The 16,964-nt window shown below is 48.8% G+C and carries 16 protein-coding genes and 1 riboswitch; of the genes, 13 read left to right on the top strand and 3 right to left on the bottom strand.

Annotated elements, in window-relative coordinates; genetic code table 11:
• Positions 1 to 12 precede the first annotated feature (12 nt).
• The 6 genes from BUB18_RS23885 to BUB18_RS23860 all read left to right on the top strand — a co-directional run bounded on the left by BUB18_RS23885 (position 13) and on the right by BUB18_RS23860 (position 4,550).
• Positions 13 to 1,473: a cobyric acid synthase gene (locus BUB18_RS23885; RefSeq protein ID WP_073085889.1), complete on the top strand. Its 1,461-nt coding sequence runs from the start codon at positions 13 to 15 to the stop codon at positions 1,471 to 1,473.
• Positions 1,474 to 1,483: 10 nt separating this feature from the next.
• On the top strand, positions 1,484 to 2,506 hold the full coding sequence (locus tag BUB18_RS23880) for a pyridoxal phosphate-dependent aminotransferase (protein ID WP_073085887.1): 1,023 nt from the start codon (positions 1,484 to 1,486) through the stop codon (positions 2,504 to 2,506).
• A gap of 168 nt (positions 2,507 to 2,674) precedes the next feature.
• Positions 2,675 to 3,547 carry an NAD-dependent epimerase/dehydratase family protein gene (locus tag BUB18_RS23875; protein WP_073085885.1) on the top strand — a complete coding sequence of 291 codons (873 nt, stop codon included), beginning with the start codon at positions 2,675 to 2,677 and terminating at the stop codon, positions 3,545 to 3,547.
• A gap of 119 nt (positions 3,548 to 3,666) precedes the next feature.
• Positions 3,667 to 3,966 (top strand): hypothetical protein, encoded by a 300-nt coding sequence (locus tag BUB18_RS23870; RefSeq protein ID WP_073085883.1) that lies wholly within the window; start codon positions 3,667 to 3,669, stop codon positions 3,964 to 3,966.
• A gap of 6 nt (positions 3,967 to 3,972) precedes the next feature.
• On the top strand, positions 3,973 to 4,260 hold the full coding sequence (locus BUB18_RS23865) for a DUF6881 domain-containing protein (RefSeq protein ID WP_073085881.1): 288 nt from the start codon (positions 3,973 to 3,975) through the stop codon (positions 4,258 to 4,260).
• A gap of 50 nt (positions 4,261 to 4,310) precedes the next feature.
• Entirely contained in the window at positions 4,311 to 4,550 is a 240-nt protein-coding gene (locus BUB18_RS23860) for a hypothetical protein (RefSeq protein ID WP_073085879.1), read from the top strand.
• A gap of 4 nt (positions 4,551 to 4,554) precedes the next feature.
• Here BUB18_RS23860 and BUB18_RS23855 read toward each other — a convergent pair whose 3' ends face one another.
• Positions 4,555 to 6,678 carry an ATP-binding protein gene (locus BUB18_RS23855; protein ID WP_073085878.1) on the bottom strand — a complete coding sequence of 708 codons (2,124 nt, stop codon included), beginning with the start codon at positions 6,676 to 6,678 and terminating at the stop codon, positions 4,555 to 4,557.
• Between the two features lie 229 nt (positions 6,679 to 6,907).
• Between BUB18_RS23855 and BUB18_RS23850 the strand changes: the two genes are divergently transcribed.
• The 3 genes from BUB18_RS23850 to BUB18_RS23840 all read left to right on the top strand — a co-directional run bounded on the left by BUB18_RS23850 (position 6,908) and on the right by BUB18_RS23840 (position 11,016).
• Complete coding sequence (locus tag BUB18_RS23850) at positions 6,908 to 8,167, top strand: YdcF family protein (protein WP_083550677.1); 1,260 nt, start codon at positions 6,908 to 6,910, stop codon at positions 8,165 to 8,167.
• 357 nt (positions 8,168 to 8,524) lie between these two features.
• Complete coding sequence (locus BUB18_RS23845) at positions 8,525 to 9,469, top strand: NAD-dependent epimerase/dehydratase family protein (RefSeq protein WP_073085874.1); 945 nt, start codon at positions 8,525 to 8,527, stop codon at positions 9,467 to 9,469.
• 79 nt (positions 9,470 to 9,548) lie between these two features.
• A riboswitch (SAM riboswitch) is annotated at positions 9,549 to 9,655 on the top strand.
• A gap of 170 nt (positions 9,656 to 9,825) precedes the next feature.
• The gene (locus tag BUB18_RS23840) at positions 9,826 to 11,016 is read left to right on the top strand and encodes a trans-sulfuration enzyme family protein (protein ID WP_073085872.1); all 1,191 of its coding nucleotides are present in this window, start codon (positions 9,826 to 9,828) and stop codon (positions 11,014 to 11,016) included.
• Here the strand turns inward: BUB18_RS23840 and BUB18_RS23835 are convergent.
• Positions 11,013 to 12,239, bottom strand: coding sequence for a dicarboxylate/amino acid:cation symporter (locus BUB18_RS23835; protein ID WP_073085870.1), 1,227 nt, complete (start codon positions 12,237 to 12,239; stop codon positions 11,013 to 11,015). The genes BUB18_RS23840 and BUB18_RS23835 overlap by 4 nt on opposite strands.
• A gap of 138 nt (positions 12,240 to 12,377) precedes the next feature.
• On the opposite strand from BUB18_RS23835, the gene BUB18_RS23830 reads away from it, so the two are divergent.
• Complete coding sequence (locus BUB18_RS23830) at positions 12,378 to 12,716, top strand: NirD/YgiW/YdeI family stress tolerance protein (RefSeq protein WP_073085867.1); 339 nt, start codon at positions 12,378 to 12,380, stop codon at positions 12,714 to 12,716.
• 4 nt (positions 12,717 to 12,720) lie between these two features.
• Here the strand turns inward: BUB18_RS23830 and BUB18_RS23825 are convergent, their stop codons facing one another.
• Entirely contained in the window at positions 12,721 to 13,692 is a 972-nt protein-coding gene (locus BUB18_RS23825) for a sulfite exporter TauE/SafE family protein (RefSeq protein ID WP_073085865.1), read from the bottom strand.
• Between the two features lie 176 nt (positions 13,693 to 13,868).
• Here BUB18_RS23825 and BUB18_RS23820 point away from each other — a divergent pair, with 176 nt between their 5' ends.
• The 3 genes from BUB18_RS23820 (at position 13,869) to BUB18_RS23810 (ending at position 16,929) form a co-directional block, all read left to right on the top strand.
• Positions 13,869 to 15,176 (top strand): hemolysin family protein, encoded by a 1,308-nt coding sequence (locus BUB18_RS23820; RefSeq protein ID WP_073085863.1) that lies wholly within the window; start codon positions 13,869 to 13,871, stop codon positions 15,174 to 15,176.
• A gap of 3 nt (positions 15,177 to 15,179) precedes the next feature.
• A complete protein-coding gene (locus tag BUB18_RS23815) occupies positions 15,180 to 16,043 on the top strand; it encodes a pirin family protein (RefSeq protein WP_073085861.1) in 864 nt (287 codons plus the stop codon).
• A 274-nt stretch (positions 16,044 to 16,317) separates the two neighbouring features.
• Entirely contained in the window at positions 16,318 to 16,929 is a 612-nt protein-coding gene (locus BUB18_RS23810) for an RNA polymerase sigma factor (protein WP_073085859.1), read from the top strand.
• Positions 16,930 to 16,964: the final 35 nt, after the last annotated feature.

Below are 16,964 nucleotides of genomic sequence, written 5' to 3'. Positions count from 1 at the left end.
TATTTTTGCCGCATGAAAAGTATCATGATTGTAGGCACGGCTTCGGATGTAGGGAAAAGCGTGATCACCGCCGGTTTTTGCCGCATATTCAAACAGGATGGCTATACGCCGGCGCCTTTCAAGGCGCAGAATATGTCGCTCAACAGCTACGCCACCCCTGACGGCCTCGAAATAGGCCGTGCACAGGCCGTACAGGCCGAAGCCGCCGGCGTTCCCTGTAGTACGGATATGAACCCCGTATTGCTGAAACCAGGCAGTGATGTGTCGGCCCAACTGGTACTGCACGGCAAGCCTGCGGGCAATCGCAGCGCAGCGGAATACTTTACCAAAGACAATCATCTGTCGCTCTTCAAAGAGGTGACGCTGGCCTACGACCGCCTTGCTGCGCAGCATCAGCCGGTAGTGATGGAAGGCGCCGGCAGTATTTCCGAAATCAATTTGTGGGACAGGGATATCGTGAACATGCGCATGGCCATGCACGCCCATGCGGATGTATACCTGGTGGCGGATATCGACAGGGGAGGTATTTTTGGTAGTATCTACGGCACTTTGGCGCTGTTACCCCCAGAACAGAAGGCGCTCGTAAAAGGTATTATCATTAATAAATTCCGGGGAGATATAAAGTTGTTCGAGGATGGGCGCCAACAGCTGGAACAGTTAACCGGCGTGCCGGTGACGGGCGTATTGCCCTACTTTCGCGATATCCATATCGAAGAAGAGGACTCCGTAGCCCTCGAAGCTAAATACAGGCGCCTTGCGGATGATAAGGTGAACATCGCCGTGGTGCTGCTGCGGCACATGTCCAATTTCACCGACTTTAACGCACTGGAGAAATACGAAGAAATCAACCTGTTTTATACGGATAATCCCGCCGACATTATAAAAGCCGATGTGGTGATATTGCCGGGCAGCAAAAACACGATTGCTGACCTGGTGGCGATCCGTAGTAATGGTACTGCTACTGCCGTATTGCAGGCCGCGGCTGCCGGTAAAACCGTAATAGGTATTTGTGGTGGTTACCAGATGATGGGCACTACCGTGGCTGATCCATATGGGGTGGAAGGGGAGATTAAAGAGGTGCCGGGGCTGGGATTGCTGCCGGTAACCACGGTGCTGGCGCAGGAAAAAACTACTAAGCAACGCCATTTTACTTTCAGGGATCAGCCGGAAACCTGCGTGGGTTATGAAATCCATATGGGTACTACCAGCAGTAAGGAGGTGAGCCCGGTTAATATTTTGGAAGATGGAACTGCCGATGGATACTGGGGTTCCGCCAAATGCTGGGGGACGTACCTGCACGGGATCCTCGATAATGAGGTAGTGGTAAAACAGGTGATTCATGGAATAGGTCGCCAGATCAGCACTGGTTTTGACTATGCCGCTTTTCGACAGCAACAGTATGATAAATTGGCAGCACTGATGCGTGAACATCTGGATTTAAATGCTGTTTATAGTTCATTGGCAAAACAATGAGTTATAAACTATGAAACAAGGGCATGGGGATGATGCATATCTACTCAATAAAAAAATAGTGGCCGATTTCAGCAGCAACCTCTGGTATGGCGGTTTGCGGCCTGAGTTGAAAACCCATCTGGCAGGCATGCTGGATACCATCGGGCACTACCCGCAGGTGGCAGGTGAGCAATTGCAGCAACTCATGGAAAAGCAACTGAAGCTGGGTGCCGGTAATATCCTGCTCACTGATGGCGCCACACAAGGCATCTACCTCATAGCCCAGGCCTTTGCCGGCGCTACTACCACCGTGGTAGGCCCTACTTATCCGGAGTACGCCGATGCAAGCCGGCTCTTTGGACACCAGGTGCGTTATATCAACTGGGACCGCCTGCAGGATGGGATTCACATTGATTCCGATATCTTTTTTATTTGCAATCCCAATAATCCCGGCGGACAGGTATACCCCGGTGATCAGCTGCAGCAGCTCATTGCCGCCAATCGCAAACGTATTTTCGTAGTGGATGAAGCATATATACAATTCACACGCGAAACAACTTCCTTATTGCCACACCTTCACCGCCTGCCCAATCTCCTGATACTACGGTCGCCCACCAAGGCCGCCTGTTTTCCAGGCTTACGGTTCGGATACATTGCAGCTCAAAAGACACTGCTGGATAAAGTTCGTGCCTTCCAGATGCCCTGGGCTATCAACCAGCTGGCATTAGCGGCCGGCACCTTTTTAATTACGAATCCTGCCATATTTGATTTTCCGCTGGATGACCTGCTTGGAGATGCATTTCAGCTGAGAGAAAAGCTGAAATCCATACCGGAATTGAAAGTCTACCCAACGTATACGCATTATTTCTTATTTGAAACTTTGACTGGAACAGCAGCGGAATTAAAGTCGTGGCTGATCGATAAGTACGGCATTCTGATACGCGATGCATCCAATATCGAAGGACTCTCCAACGGATTTTGCAGAGTGGCCTGTCAAAGCGAAAAAGACAACAAATTACTGGTAACGGCGCTGAAGAAATGGGCCCTGCAATAAGCCCGTATATTCATAAACGTTATATATCAAAAAGCGCTAAAAATTCGGCTGCTACTGAACTAAACATATCCGTCAAAAGTTATAAATTGTAGCAGGAAATCAATTACTGTCCGGAAAATGATGATCTTTGTTTTGAATCATAATTAGAGGAGATAAGTAAGCAAAACCATGTATAATCCAAAGTTTCCCGCTATAAGTATTCTGGGTTGCGGCTGGGTAGGAAAGCCGCTGGCGCAGCATCTGCAGTCAGAAGGCTACCGGGTGAAAGGTTCCCGGACGAGTGCTGCGGGCGTGGAAGAAATGAATCGCTTAGGTGTACAGGGTTGCCTGGTAAAGCTGGAAGAAACAAAGATCACTGCTGACCCGGAATTCTGGGATGCGGATGTACTCATCATTGACGTGCCGCCCAGGATGCAGCGCGGAGAAGGTGCATTTGTGCGGGAGATGAACACACTCATTGCACACCTCCGATCAACAAGGATCAGCAAAATAATTTTCATTAGTTCTACTTCCGTATACCCGAACGTAAACGATAAGGTAACCGAAGAATGTACGAAGTTACCCGATACGCCCAATGGCCTGGCCCTGCTCAAAGCAGAGCAGCTGCTGATGGCAGAAAAAGGCTGGGATACTGTTGTGCTGCGTTTTGGTGGCCTTGCAGGCTACGATCGTCTGCCGGCAACTCAGCGTAAGGTAAACGAAGGAAAGGGCCAGGATAAGCCTTTAAACCTCATTCACCGGATAGATTGCATAGGCGTGATAGACGCAGTGCTGGAAAAGGATTGCTGGAATGAAGTGTTTAACGCCTGCGCCAGCGCCCACCCGATGAAGTTTAATTACCACGTGGCCGCTGCCGCACATTTCGGTTTCCTGCGCCCCAGGCGCAAAACCCCGGACGACGAATCCTATAAGATCGTGTCCAATTCCAAGTTGAAAAAAATGTTGGGATATACTTTTAAATACGATAACCCGCTGGAGTTTTTTGAGGCAACCGGTAGCCTGGCTCCCCAGCCTTCGGGCGAGGGAAGAGCTAAGGCTTAACCCCGGGGCCGGTCAGCTAAGGGGGGGCAGGATTTAACGAATTTTTGGGTTCAATCTGCGAAAAAAATCTTAATTTGATTGAACCTAAGTCAACGTTAAAAAGCTAAACCTGGTAAACTGTGAATCCTTTATTCCTGACCACCCTGACCATTGCCGCCATAGGCGGAGCTATCTTTATTTACAAAGTATCTTCCAGAAAGAAATCCATCCCTGCAGTGCTGCGCTCTGCCGCCATTGTAAAGATCAACAGCTATAAGTCCTTCGGCATTATGGCTACGGTTCGGTTCAATGATGCCGGCATACCACAGGTAGGGGACCAGATTCAACAGGAAGGCCACACCTATAAAATCAAAGGTGTGATTTCTGAAAGTCCCCAGCAGCATGACCAGGTATGGGAATGCAAGCTCGAAAAAATCTAATACTCAATGCAGTATGTCAAAATATATTGGTTAAACCCGGAAGATGACAGAGCGGAAATCCAATTTAGTGAACTGGATGACGGCCGCTTTGAACGCAGGAAGATAGAAATCTATCCGGACGGTAGTTTTGGCATCGCAGACAGTACTTTTAATTTTGGGGGGACCGCCCTCAGTGTGGAACCATTACCTCAACCGGACGGATTGGATGACAAGTCGCGTCCGGTAGCGGAAATCCTTTCTCAGAAAGAGTTTGAAGATGTATGGTACAAATACTACAACTTCTTGTCGTCCTGATTTTCCCCTGGCCTGCCATTTGCGCTGAATAACCCTAAAATATGTAGTATATGGAGCCATTTATGATTAAAACACCCTCCGGCCGCTTTTATGTGAAACCCGCCGGTACAAACAACCATGAACGCTTTGTAGTTGATGTAAACGGAGAGGAAGTACTCCTGGAAAAGGATGATGACGGTTACATGCGCGCACCCGGTGCCACCTTCGCCGGCCACCGCCTCAACATGGGCCTGCTTAACACCATCGCCGACAGTATCAACGGCTTCTTTTCGAAAGCACAGCAGGAATAGTCCGCTATACCGGCATCCCGAAAAGCTGTAACTTTTCAAGTATATCCTCCTCACGATAGGGCTTCATGATATAATCACTGAAACCTGATTTGAGGTACAATGCCAGGTCCTCTTCCAATACATTTCCTGTAATCGCTATAATGGTAACCGCGGCCTTTTCCTTGTCAGGCCAGTTCCGTATCGCCTGCGCCATGGCTAACCCGTCCATGCCCGGCAGGTCAATGTCTGTTAATACAATATCAAAGCGGAAGGTATCAAATGCCAGGAGGCCCTCCTCGGCATTGGATACTACTTTATAGTGCACCTGCATGCGGTCCAGCATGAGCGACAATAACTTCTGATTCAGCACACTGTCTTCCACCACCAGGATGCGGGTGAGGGCGCTGTGGCGCTCCAGATCTCCCACGTTTACCGGCACCGTCACCTTCCTGGTAGCAGGCGTATGCTCCACAGGCGGGTATTTAATTTCAAAATAAAACGTAGAGCCTTTACCGTGAATGCTTTTTACGTAGATTTTACCTTCGTGGAGGTCGATGATCTTTTTGGCAATATGAAGCCCAAGGCCACTGCCGGCAGCTTTTACGAAAGATGCATCCGGTGTGCCCGCCTGGGTAAAGGCATCGAAAAGCTGGGGCAGGTCGCGGTTGTGGATGCCGATACCCGTATCCGTTACCGCCACTTCCATCAGGTGGGCGCTGGTATCGGTTTGCCGCATGGAAGCGGTAATGGTAATGTCACCGGTTTCAGTGTACTTGATGGCATTGGCCACCAGGTTGGTAATCACCTGTTTTAGCCGGAAGGCATCGCCACACACCAGCAGGGTAGTGGGGAAGTAGATGTTGACCGTCATCTGCAGGTTTTTCATCTCCGCCTGTACCAGCAGGGCATTGCAAACTTCTTCAATGGCAGCCCTTGGCGAAAACTTTTCCTGTTTTAATACCAATTTATGCGTTTCTATCTTCGTGTAGTCCAATACGTTATTAACCACCTGTAGCAGCATTTCTGCACCAGTGCGTATAGCCGACACCGTTTCAGGTTTATATTCCTGCTTCAGCTGCTGGGTGTAGCCGAGTACGCTGTGAATAGGGGTGCGCAGCTCATGACTGATAGTGGCGGCAAATTCGGATTTTTGCCGGGCGAGGCGCTCCGCCTGCTGCTGACTTCGCAGCAGCGCCAGGTCGTAGCGATATAGTCGCATAATACCGTATACAATCAGGCCTGCCAGCAGCAGCACCAACGGTATTTCCCAATAGCTCTGCTGCCAGATACGGTGCACTGCGCCGGTGGCGGCAGCTTGTTGCGCCTGCCGCTCTTCGGTGGCGGCAGCGAGTATATTTTCCCGTGCCTGTTGTAATAATGAATCCAGTGTAGCGAAAATCCGCGTGCTGCCCACTACCAGGTCCTGCTCGGCGTGGTTCATGTTGCGCTTGGTTTTGGCGGCATCGTTGAACAGCTGATCGTAGGCCGACTGTATATACTCCAGCTGGGCTTTATTAGCGGCGGGATGATGGTGTACCACATTTACCTGGCTGCGCTGCTGCTGCAACGCGGGCTTGTTGGCAATGGCGTCTTTTAATCTCCCGAACAACTTCTTTTTGCTACGGGTAGTTACTTCGCTGGTGGTCACCACCGTATCCGTTTGGGCGCCTGCCTGCCTGTTTAGTTGGCCTATTACCCGCTCCGGCAGTGATATAGCTGGCGGTACATAAGCCTGTTGCAGTGCCAGCAGTGTATCCAGCTGTTCACGACAGGCAATAAATACCTGCATCTTAGCCGCTTTGCCTGCCAGCAACCGGTGAATGGCCCCATTGCTGGTACTGTCCGTTAGTAACGTATCCAGCTCCGCACTTAGCCCATTTAACTCCTCCTGGTAGCGGCTGTAAAACTGCTTGTCCCAGGTAACCGTATATAACCTGAAGTGATTGTCCGCACGGTACAGCAATTGCATGGCTTTATCCAGGTGCATTGGGGTAACCATTACAGTGCCCATTTCCCGGATAGTATGGCTTAGCTGCTGGGAGGTCCGCTTCCTGAGAAACAGGAGCATAAACAGGCTGACTAATATCAATACCAACAGGATCAGGACCGCAAAACGGACAAATGTTTTTCGCTCGTGGTTATTGTGCATGAATGGTTGTTTGGCGCTTGGCTGCTATCGTATTTAAGAGATAAAATTAAGGATTTTAAATGGGGAAAGTTAACTAGATTTTCATGATAAGTAATTGTTTTGCAGTAATTTAGCTATAAGTAATTTATGCATTAGTGTAATTAATGTATTATTAAATTTCGTTAGATTATGATTTGAACAAATTTGAAATCCTTAGGTTATAATTGAAGAAATCTTGTAATCTTGCATTATGCATTACTTCAGAAGATTATTAACTATATCCTTAATATTGTCGGCCTTTGTTTCGCAGGCACAAATGGCCCCGCCAGACCCGCACTACAGCTTTTTCTCCGGTGCGAGTGCCGTGCAGGACAGGAATTTTTACCTGTTCACGCTCATCGAAAAGATGCCTGCCGTTCGAAAGGTGATTGTTCAGGACCCTTACCTCCAAAAGATTTCAGCGGAATTTAGTGAGCGACTCGCAGGGCCGGTAAATGAAAATACCAGTGATGCTAACGGACTGGTACAGCCCTTCCTGTTCTCCAACGAGGAAGTGGAAGGTATCGGCTACCGCCTGAACCAACTGCTGCGGCAGGAACCTAAAGCCCTCAGCCCACTGATTCATGCTATGCGCAACAGCGGCCTGTTTCAACTGTACAGCCGCATGAGTGATACCGCCTTTTTAACACAAGCCTGGCAGGATGCCGCCAAAGGGGTGAACTATATCATTGACGCCTATACGAAAGGCAAGGGCTTCCGTTATCCCAACATCGACTCGGCTGCCTACTGGGTGAAATCGCCCGACTACTTCGCCAGTGTTAACAGTGTGTTGGATAAACTTCAGTCGGAAGACCTGAAAACAAACTTGTTTTTTGAACCTTCGCTGGACCTGGCACTGGCGCTGCTATCCCTCAACCGCCACGATGAAGCCGGCAGGTACGAGCCTATGTCGAGCCTGAACAAAGAGGCCTATGCACGGGTGAAAAGCATTCCCTGGAAAAAGTTTGAATACACTGCCATCCTGATCCTCGGGGCGGGGCCCGGCAATAAAAGCAATATCAGCGATGCCGGTAAGCTCCGTTGTAAATATGGTGTAGCAGCGTACAAACAAGGCCAGGCACCTTTTATTATCGTTTCCGGAGGCCACGTGCATCCGTTTCTGACCCCGTTTGCAGAAGCGCTGGAAATGAAGAAGTACCTGGTCGACAGCCTGGGTATGCCTTCCAACGCCGTCATCGCGGAGCCATACGCGCGCCATACCACTACTAATATCAGGAACGCCAACCGAATCATATATCGCTCCGGAATGCCCGTTGATAAACGCGTACTCTGTGTGTCGGACAATATGCATCTCACCTATATCAGCACCCGCTTATTCGAACTGCGTTGCAGGCAGGAACTGGGTTACCTGCCTATGAAAAAGCCGCAGAACGTAAGTGAAACGAGTATTTCGTATCTGCCGGATTTGAACTCATTGCAGGCGGATAGCCGTGATCCGCTGGATCCCTGATCTTTTTCGTCCTTCGGACGAAAAGACGGGGTCTTTTTTGCTCGCAAAGCAGCCAAGTAGCATAAGCAGCAAAGGATCATTTTTTGTTCCATTTACCTTCTTTAAACAACAAAGCAGCCAAGTAGCATAAGCAGCAAAAGATTATTTTTTGTTCCATATACCTTCTTTAAACAACAAAACGCAAGCCTTAGCTGCTTACCTGCTTGGCTGCTTTGCGAGCAAAAAAGTTCGCTCTCTGGCGCCGAAGGCGCCTAAAGCCCAATAAGTCTTTGTGAGCTGGATATCCTTGCGCCCGTATGAGCAAAAAGATAAAACAGAATCGAATCCTTTTGCTACTTTTATCCAAACGCACAAACAATGGAACCCGCTATCCAACCCTTGTACACCATCCTCGGTGCCAACGGCGTTATCGCCAATGAAACCGCAAAACACCTGACCGCCAACAACCACCGGGTACGGCTCGTTAGCCGCAACCCAAAATCCATCTATGGCATCACGGACCTCCTATCCGCAGATATCACCAGCGAAGCAGATACCCTGCGCGCGGTGCAGGGCTCAGATGTGGTTATCCTCTGCGCCGGACTCAAATACGATATTAAAATATGGTCCGTGGCCTGGCCGGCTATCATGAACAATGTGATCCGCGCCTGTAAAGCCAATGGCGCCAAACTCCTTTTTTTCGATAACGTATATTCGTATGGGTTAGTAGAAGGGCAGATGCTCGAATCCACGCCATATAACCCTGCCAGCAGGAAAGGCGCCGTTCGTGCAAAAATTGCCACCCAGCTGATGGACGAAGTAAAAGCCGGTAACATCACAGCTACCATCGCCAGGGCAGCCGATTTCTATGGACCACATGCCAACCAGACGGGCTTCCTCAACCTGATGATCATGGAACGCTTCAAAAAGAAAAGCGCCGCCATGTGGATTGGCCGCGACGATATGCCGCATAGCTACACCTATACACCTGATGCTGGGCATGGCATGTATTTACTCTCCCAAAATAACGAATCCTGGAACCAGGTATGGCACCTGCCCACCGCCGCACCTGCGCCGGACGGTAAGGCCTACGTGCAAATTTTCGCCAACGCCATGGGCGTTAAAGCCAAACATTTCAACCTCGGTAAATTTATGCTGAGTGCTACGGGAATATTTGATACCACCGTAAAAGAGATCGTAGAGATGTTGTACCAGAATAATTACCCCTATCACTTCAATTCCGGGAAATTTGAAAAATTTTTCAACTACACGCCAATCAGCTACCAGCAAGGAATCAGGGATACTGTAGCCGCAGAAAAATAGATTAGTCTACTGATTTTGTAGGAAATAAATTTGGAGAATTGATTTTCCGCTGTATCTTTGCATCAGTTCTTTAAGAAGTTACTTATCAAGAAAGGAGTAGGGACATGGCCCGTCGATACCTTAGCAACCTTCACACCCGGTGAAAGGTGCTGCATCCATCCTCTGTAATAGGAGGAAAGATAAGTCAGATTCAAAGTTTTACAGTATTCTCCGGAATCAACATATTAAAACTCATCTGGCTGTCAGATGAGTTTTTTTTGTGCCTGTGCGCAAACGAAACGCAGCTGCAGGCCCCCGTATGCCCACTTGATAGTACCTCGCAGGAACCCATTATTCATTTTAAAAACTTTATTCCCATGAGTATTATCACACAACTGATTCATTCAATTCCGGTAGATCCTCAAACCGGCGCTATTGCAGTACCTATCTACCAAACCTCCACCTTTGTGCAGGATGCTCCCGGTGTCAATAAAGGATACGATTACGCGCGCAGCAATAATCCCACCCGCGAAACAGCTGAAAAAATTATTGCAGGCCTGGAAGGCGGTGCTGGCGCATCTGCCTTTGCCAGCGGCCTCGCAGCCATAGATGCGGTAATTAAGCTGCTCAAATCCGGCGACGAAATTATTGCGGTGGATGATATCTACGGGGGTGCGTTCCGGTTATTCGATAAAGTCTACAAAAAATTTGGTATCACGGTTAATTATGTAGATACCACCGACGTGTCGACCATCTTTCACGCCATTACTCCGGCTACTCGTTTGATCTGGCTGGAAACGCCCACCAATCCGACCCTGAAAATTTCCGACATCGAAGCGGTGGCAAAACTTGCCAAAGCGCATAACATCCTGCTGTGCGTGGATAATACGTTTGCATCACCCATCCTGCAGCAGCCGCTGGAACTGGGTGCGGACCTGGTAGTGCACAGTGCCACCAAATACCTCGGCGGCCATAGCGATCTGATTGCCGGTGTTGTGATTTCCAAAACGGAGCAGTTGGCCCAGGAAATAAAGTTCTATCAAAATGCCAGTGGTGCAGTGTTGTCGCCATTCGACAGCTTCCTGCTGATCCGTGGTATTGAAACCCTGCCTTTGCGCATACGTGTGCACAATGATAATGCGCAGCGACTGGCGGAGTTCCTGGAGCAGCATCCGCTGGTAGATAAAGTATATTATCCGGGGCTGAAATCCCATCCGGGTCATGAGCTGGCAAAACGCCAGAGTAAAGGGTTTGGTGGTATTATCTCCTTTACTTTAAAGGAAGACACTACCGCCGCCGCCACCACATTTGTAACGTCCACCAAATATTTTAAACTGGCGGAAAGTCTGGGAGGGATTAAAAGTCTCGTAGCGCATCCTGCGGCCATGACCCATAAATCCATTCCCGATGAAAAACGTAGAGCCGCCGGCGTGAGTGATAGTTTAATCCGTTTATCAGTTGGTTTGGAAGAAACCGGTGACCTGCTGGAAGACCTTCGCCAGGCTTTTGACAAGCTGGCCGTGCAACAGGCTGCCCATGCAGCTACCGCTTCTGCCGCCAGTAATTAAGCGGGGGACGGATCGGTAGTCTGCAGGGAACCACGCAGGAAGCGGGTGGTAAGCATAGCTGCTACATTATCGCCGGTGGCGTTGAGGATGGTAGCCAGCGGATCTACCAGTGTGCCAATGATCATTAGTGCAGGCAGGGCCTCCGGCGGGAAACCATACACGCTCATCACCAGCAGCTCACCTACGTAACCACCATTAGGAATACCTCCTTCCACAATGCTGGCAATCACCGTTACACCCAGCGCCATCAGTATGGTTTGCGGATTGTCGAACGCCTTGCCGTACATGCCGAACACCACGGCCATTTTAATGATGGAACTGATACTGGAACCATCCTTATGCAGTGTTGCGCCCAATGGTATAACCACACTCGCGATATCATTGGGCACACCCATGGGAGGAGCTGCTTCCAGGTTGGCTGGGATGGTGGCAATGCTGCTGCCGGTGCCAACCGCCGTAAGGGAAGGAACAATATTATTTTTCCAGAAACGCTTAACCCCGCTGAAACCGCCGGCTATAAAAGCGTAAAAACTGAAACCAACCAAAAAATAAACCACACCGAACCCATAGTAGATGCCCAGTGAGTGTGCATAGGTACCAAATAGTTCAGGCCCCAATGTTCCCACCTGGTAAGCAAAGTAGGCACCCAATCCAATGGGTGCCGCTTTCATAATTACCTGCAATACCTGTTTCATCACTTCATTGCCGGAGTGCAGAAACTGACGGAAACCAGTGCCGGCAGCGCCGGAACGCATTGCCGCAAAACCGGTGATTACAGAAAATATAATGAAAGGCAGCATGTTTTTTCGGGACAGCAAGGCATAAAATTCATCTACCGTCAGCAGCTGGGTCAGCTGCGCCCCAATGTTGCCGGGATTTGAAATATCCCCCGCCTGATGCGTTAAAACCACTTCCTGGTGAATAGGGAACATCCATACACATACGATGGTCAGAAAAGCCGCTATCAGCAATGTGCAGAGGAATACCACGGACATTACCCCGAGAATTTTACCTAACTTTTTACCAGCATCTACCTGAGCAATAGCATTGGAAATGGCAAAAAATACAAGTGGAATAATGGCTGTAAACAGGAGGTTCAGGAAGATGTCACCGATGGGTTTCAGCACCGTTACGCGGCTGCCCAGTACCAATCCAAGAATACTACCGGCGATGATGCCGCCCAGCAGCCATAGTACATGGCTGTAATTTTTGAGGAAACCCATGCAGGATTAATTTTCAGCTTACAATTTAGGAGTAATTCTTAACATGCCAAAGTAAACGGGACGGACGTACGAAACCGCTGTGATGTGAACATTTCTTTTTGCCGGCTGTTTACACAAGAGAAACCAGTAACATCTCCCATGAAACAACTGCTGACCAGTATCCTTTTATTCACCACTGTTGCGTTTGTTATTCCTCCGCAGGAGCAGTTAACTGTAGGGGAGGTGCTGCGCAAGGCGCGGCAGCTGGATCGCGACAGCACCACGGTACAACTGATCGGATATATTACCGGGAAAGTCAGCAAGGGACTATACAAGTTTGAAGATAAAACCGCGGAAATTAAAGTCTATATCGACGATAATTACCTGCCTGCCAAGCCTTTTGATGACCGTATCCAAATGGTGGTGTATGCCTGGGTCCAGTACGAACAAAACAAGCCTGTCACCCTCAGGGCAAACAGGCTTGTAACAGAGTTTTAAATACCTACAGCATTTTTAATATAAACCCATAGATACTCTTCACACTGGCGAGCATTACGATTACCGATACTGCCAGCATAATAGTTTTAGCTGAAATTTTATTGGATACGCGTGCCGCAATTGGGGAAGCGATCGCACTGCCCACTACCAGCCCTACTACTGCATCCCAGTGTACATGGGATAATACCGTTACAAAGGTGAGGGAGCTCAGCATGGCAATGAAAAAGCGGCAGGCTTTTACCGTACCTAATGAAAAACGAGGGTGACGACCACCGGCAATCAGGGACGACAGCACGATAGAACCCCAGCCACCGCCGCCAATCGCATCAATAAAGCCTCCGAAGAAGCCCAGGATGCCGATGCGTTTGATTTTTTTATGCGACTCACCAGCGCTGGCTTTGCGTTTGATATTAATCGCACGTTTCAGGATGATGGCACCGAGAATGAAAGTATATAACGAAACCACCGGTTTGGTGTAGGTAGAGTAGTGTTCAAGGGAGGAAAGCAGGTAAGCACCAATTACAGCGCCGGTGATACCCGGAATAATCAGCATTTTAAACAGCTTCTTGTTGACGTTCCCCATTTTAAAGTGCATCCAGCCTGCAATCCCGTTGCTGAGGATTTCCGAAATATGTACGGCCGTACTGGCAGAGGCGGGTGGAATGCCCATTGACAGGGAAAAGGTAGTGGAGGTGATACCATAAGACATGCCGATAGCGCCGTCGATCATGGCAAAAATAAAGCCCGCTATCAGGAAATAATAAAAGGTAGCAGGCACTTCCTCCACATGGGTGCGGAATCCTGGTATTTGCAGCCAGGCGGTAATGAGTAAAATTGCCAGGGACAAAACAGCTGCTGTCCACCAGATCAACCGGGCCCTTCCTGCCGGCAACTTTGCAGTAGGAACTGTTGCTGGTGGCTCTATAGGCGCAGTTTTGGCGGTAGCGGCTGCGGGTGATTGTATAACTTTCTCCATGTATATTTCCTGTCTATTTCTCCACAAAATACATAAACTCTATGAAAATAGTAGACTACTGGAAAAAAAATGTTCTGGCTTTCGAAAAGCACATCAGGAAGAGACGGGTAAAAATTGATTAACGTATAAGATTTCTTTAGCCTATATTTGGGCTTGCGAACCAATTTACCCACATAATGTTTCTACAAGTTCTTGGAACTATCATACTCGTTTTACTGAATGGATTTTTCGTAGCAGCCGAATTTGCCATAGTTAAAGTCAGATCATCTCAAATCAACAGCAGTGGCGCCGGTTCAAAACGTGCTACCAAAGCTGCTAAACATATATTGAATAACCTGGACGGCTACCTGGCCGCCACCCAGCTGGGTATAACCCTGGCATCCCTTGGTTTGGGTTGGGTAGGTGAGTCGGTAGTAACCACGCTGGTACTGAATTTCATGTCCAGCATCGGTATGAGCATTACGCCCAGCGCGGCACATGCTATTGCCATTCCTATTGCATTCTTTATCATCACCGTATTGCACATCGTTTTCGGAGAGCTGGCGCCTAAATCCATGGCGATTCGCAAACCGCTGCCTACCACGCTGGCAGTAGCGGTACCGCTGAAATTTGTATACATCATTTTCCGTCCATTCATCTGGATGCTCAACGGCCTGGCCAACAGCATCCTGCGCCTGTTTGGCTTACAGCCTGCCGGCGAGTCGGAAATACACTCTGAGGAAGAACTGAAACTGATCATTTCTGAAAGCCAGGAAGGTGGCGCCATTGAAGAAACAGAGAGAGAGCTGATTCAGAATGTTTTCGATTTTGATGATAGTCGCGTCAAAGAAATTCTCACCCACCGTAAGGATATTTCCGCCCTCGACATATCCCTGCCATTTGACCAGCTGGTAAACCAGGTGATCACAGACGGTTATTCCAGGTACCCGGTGTACAGCACTTCCCTGGATGACCTGAAAGGTATCATCTACACCAAAGACCTGGTAAAAGGTGTGCATGAGAAAAAACTGACCGACATCAACTCCATCCTGAAGCCGGTGTTTTATGTGCCGGACAGCATGAAGATTAAAGACCTGCTGCGTACTTTTCAGCTGCAGCGCACCCAGATCGCGGTAGTGACCAACGAATTTGGGGATACCGAAGGTATTGTGACCATGGAAGACATCCTGGAGGAACTGGTAGGCGACATCCAGGACGAACATGACCAGGAGGCCCCGATTGTAGAGAAAAAAGACGACACCACCTATATCGTACACGCACATGAAAATGTGGCGGACCTGAACGAATTTTTACCTGTACCGCTGCCGGAGAGCGAACATTATGAAACACTCTCGGGTTTAATAAACTACGTGCACGGGAATATTCCACGGGAAGGCGAAATTGTAAATATCGATCACTACGAAGTGCTCATATTGAAGATGTTCCGCAGTTCTGTTGAAAAAGCCCGGCTGAAAGTATTACCAGAAGAACCAAGTAATAGTTAGTTTATGGAGAAGAAAATCCTGCATGTACTGGAGGGGCGCGAAAAAAAGATTACCGAAACAGAAACGGTACGGCAGTCGCTGCCCACCGCCCAGTTCCGGTTTGCGAATCCTTTTATTGTGGTACACCACATGCCTCCTAAATTTTACCCCGCAGGCTCCCCGGAGGAGCGCCTGCATCCGCATCCGCACCGCGGCTTTGCACCGGTAACGTTTATGTTACAGGGGCAGGGGTACCACCGCGATAATGCCGGCAATGCCATGGCAGTAAGCGCCGGTGACGTGCAGTGGATGTTTGCCGGTAAAGGTATCCTGCATAGTGAAGGGCCTTCGCCGGAGTTCCTGGCGGAAGGAGGGAATTACGAACTGCTGCAGCTCTGGTTCAATGTACCGGCTGCACGAAAATTCGGTGATCCGTATTATCAATATATTACGGGCGACAGGATGCCTGTCATTGCAGATGAAAACGGCGTACACCTGACCCTGATCGGGGGCGACTATGAAGGCCAGACAGGCCCGCTTACCAACTTTACGCCTATCACGGCCATCTGGGGCACTATCCATGCAGATAAAGAATTTTCCTTTAAGGCCACTCCCGGTAACTGGACATTGCTTTACGCAATCGACGGGAACCTGCTGGTAAACGGCACTTCCGTTGATGGCTATCACCTGGTGGTGTTCGATAAGGACGACCCAAATACAGATATTCATGTGCAGGCCACAGAGATCACGCGAATATTATATCTCTCCGCCACTCCTATAGATGAGCCAATAGCGGCTAAAGACAATTTTGTAATGAACACCGCTGCCGAAATTGAACAGGCCTTTGCAGATTACAAAACCGGCCTTTTCGGTACCCTCGAAAAATAAAAATTAAGTTTACTACCTGTATTACAACTAAAACTAAATTCCTATCTTGTTAATGAAACAATGATAGGAAGCCAGCAACCAGAAGATAAAGATTTCATAACGTAGCCTTTTTGCCAGGATAAGTAATTTTAATCCTTTTAAATTTCCGGCCGCCGCGCGCAGCGCGGCATCTCCCAACTGACAACTAAGGTGGCAGTTGCAGGATATCAGCTAAAAACAACCGGAAGAATGTACGCGGCAGTTATATGGTATTGCCACTTTAACTTCATCAGTTTTGGAAAATATACAGGTAGTAAACGAAAACACGCTGTGGAAAAGCATTATTGCAGGAGAGCAACCTGCATTTAAGATGCTGTATGAGGCATACGCCGACCTGTTGTTTGCTTATGCCAACAGGTATACAAAAGATAAGGAGATCATACTCGATTGTATACACGACCTTTTTATCGACCTCCATACCTGGCACCGCAACCTTGCCGCAGAGGTAAACGTGCGCTATTACCTGCTTTCCTCCATGCGGCGTAAACTGCACACTGCCCTGAAAAAGGCTTCCAGAACCAGTCTCCGGGGGGATATGATGCAATTTTCGGTGGACTTTGAAACAGAGTCCGTACAAGCCGTCATCATCGCATCAGAGCAGGAGCAGCAGTTGTACCAACAGCTGGCAAAACAGCTGAACCAGCTGCCAGCCCGCCAGAAAGAAATCATTTACCTGAAATACCACTGTGATTTATCTTATGAAGAAATAGCGGCTATCATGCAGATATCCGTTCCTACCTGTCGAACCCTTACCTACAGGGCGGTAAAACAGATGCGCCAGGCGTTGGACGCCTCGGCTGCTACTGCCTTCAGCATTATTATTGGCCAGTTCTTCCGCCACCTGTAAAAAATATTTTTAAAACGGAGTCTATATTCTTTTCA

The sequence above is a fragment of the Chitinophaga jiangningensis genome, from assembly GCF_900142605.1.
GTDB lineage: Bacteria > Bacteroidota > Bacteroidia > Chitinophagales > Chitinophagaceae > Chitinophaga > Chitinophaga jiangningensis.
Note: the sequence above shows the minus strand (reverse complement) of the source record. Positions and strands in the feature narration are given on the sequence as shown.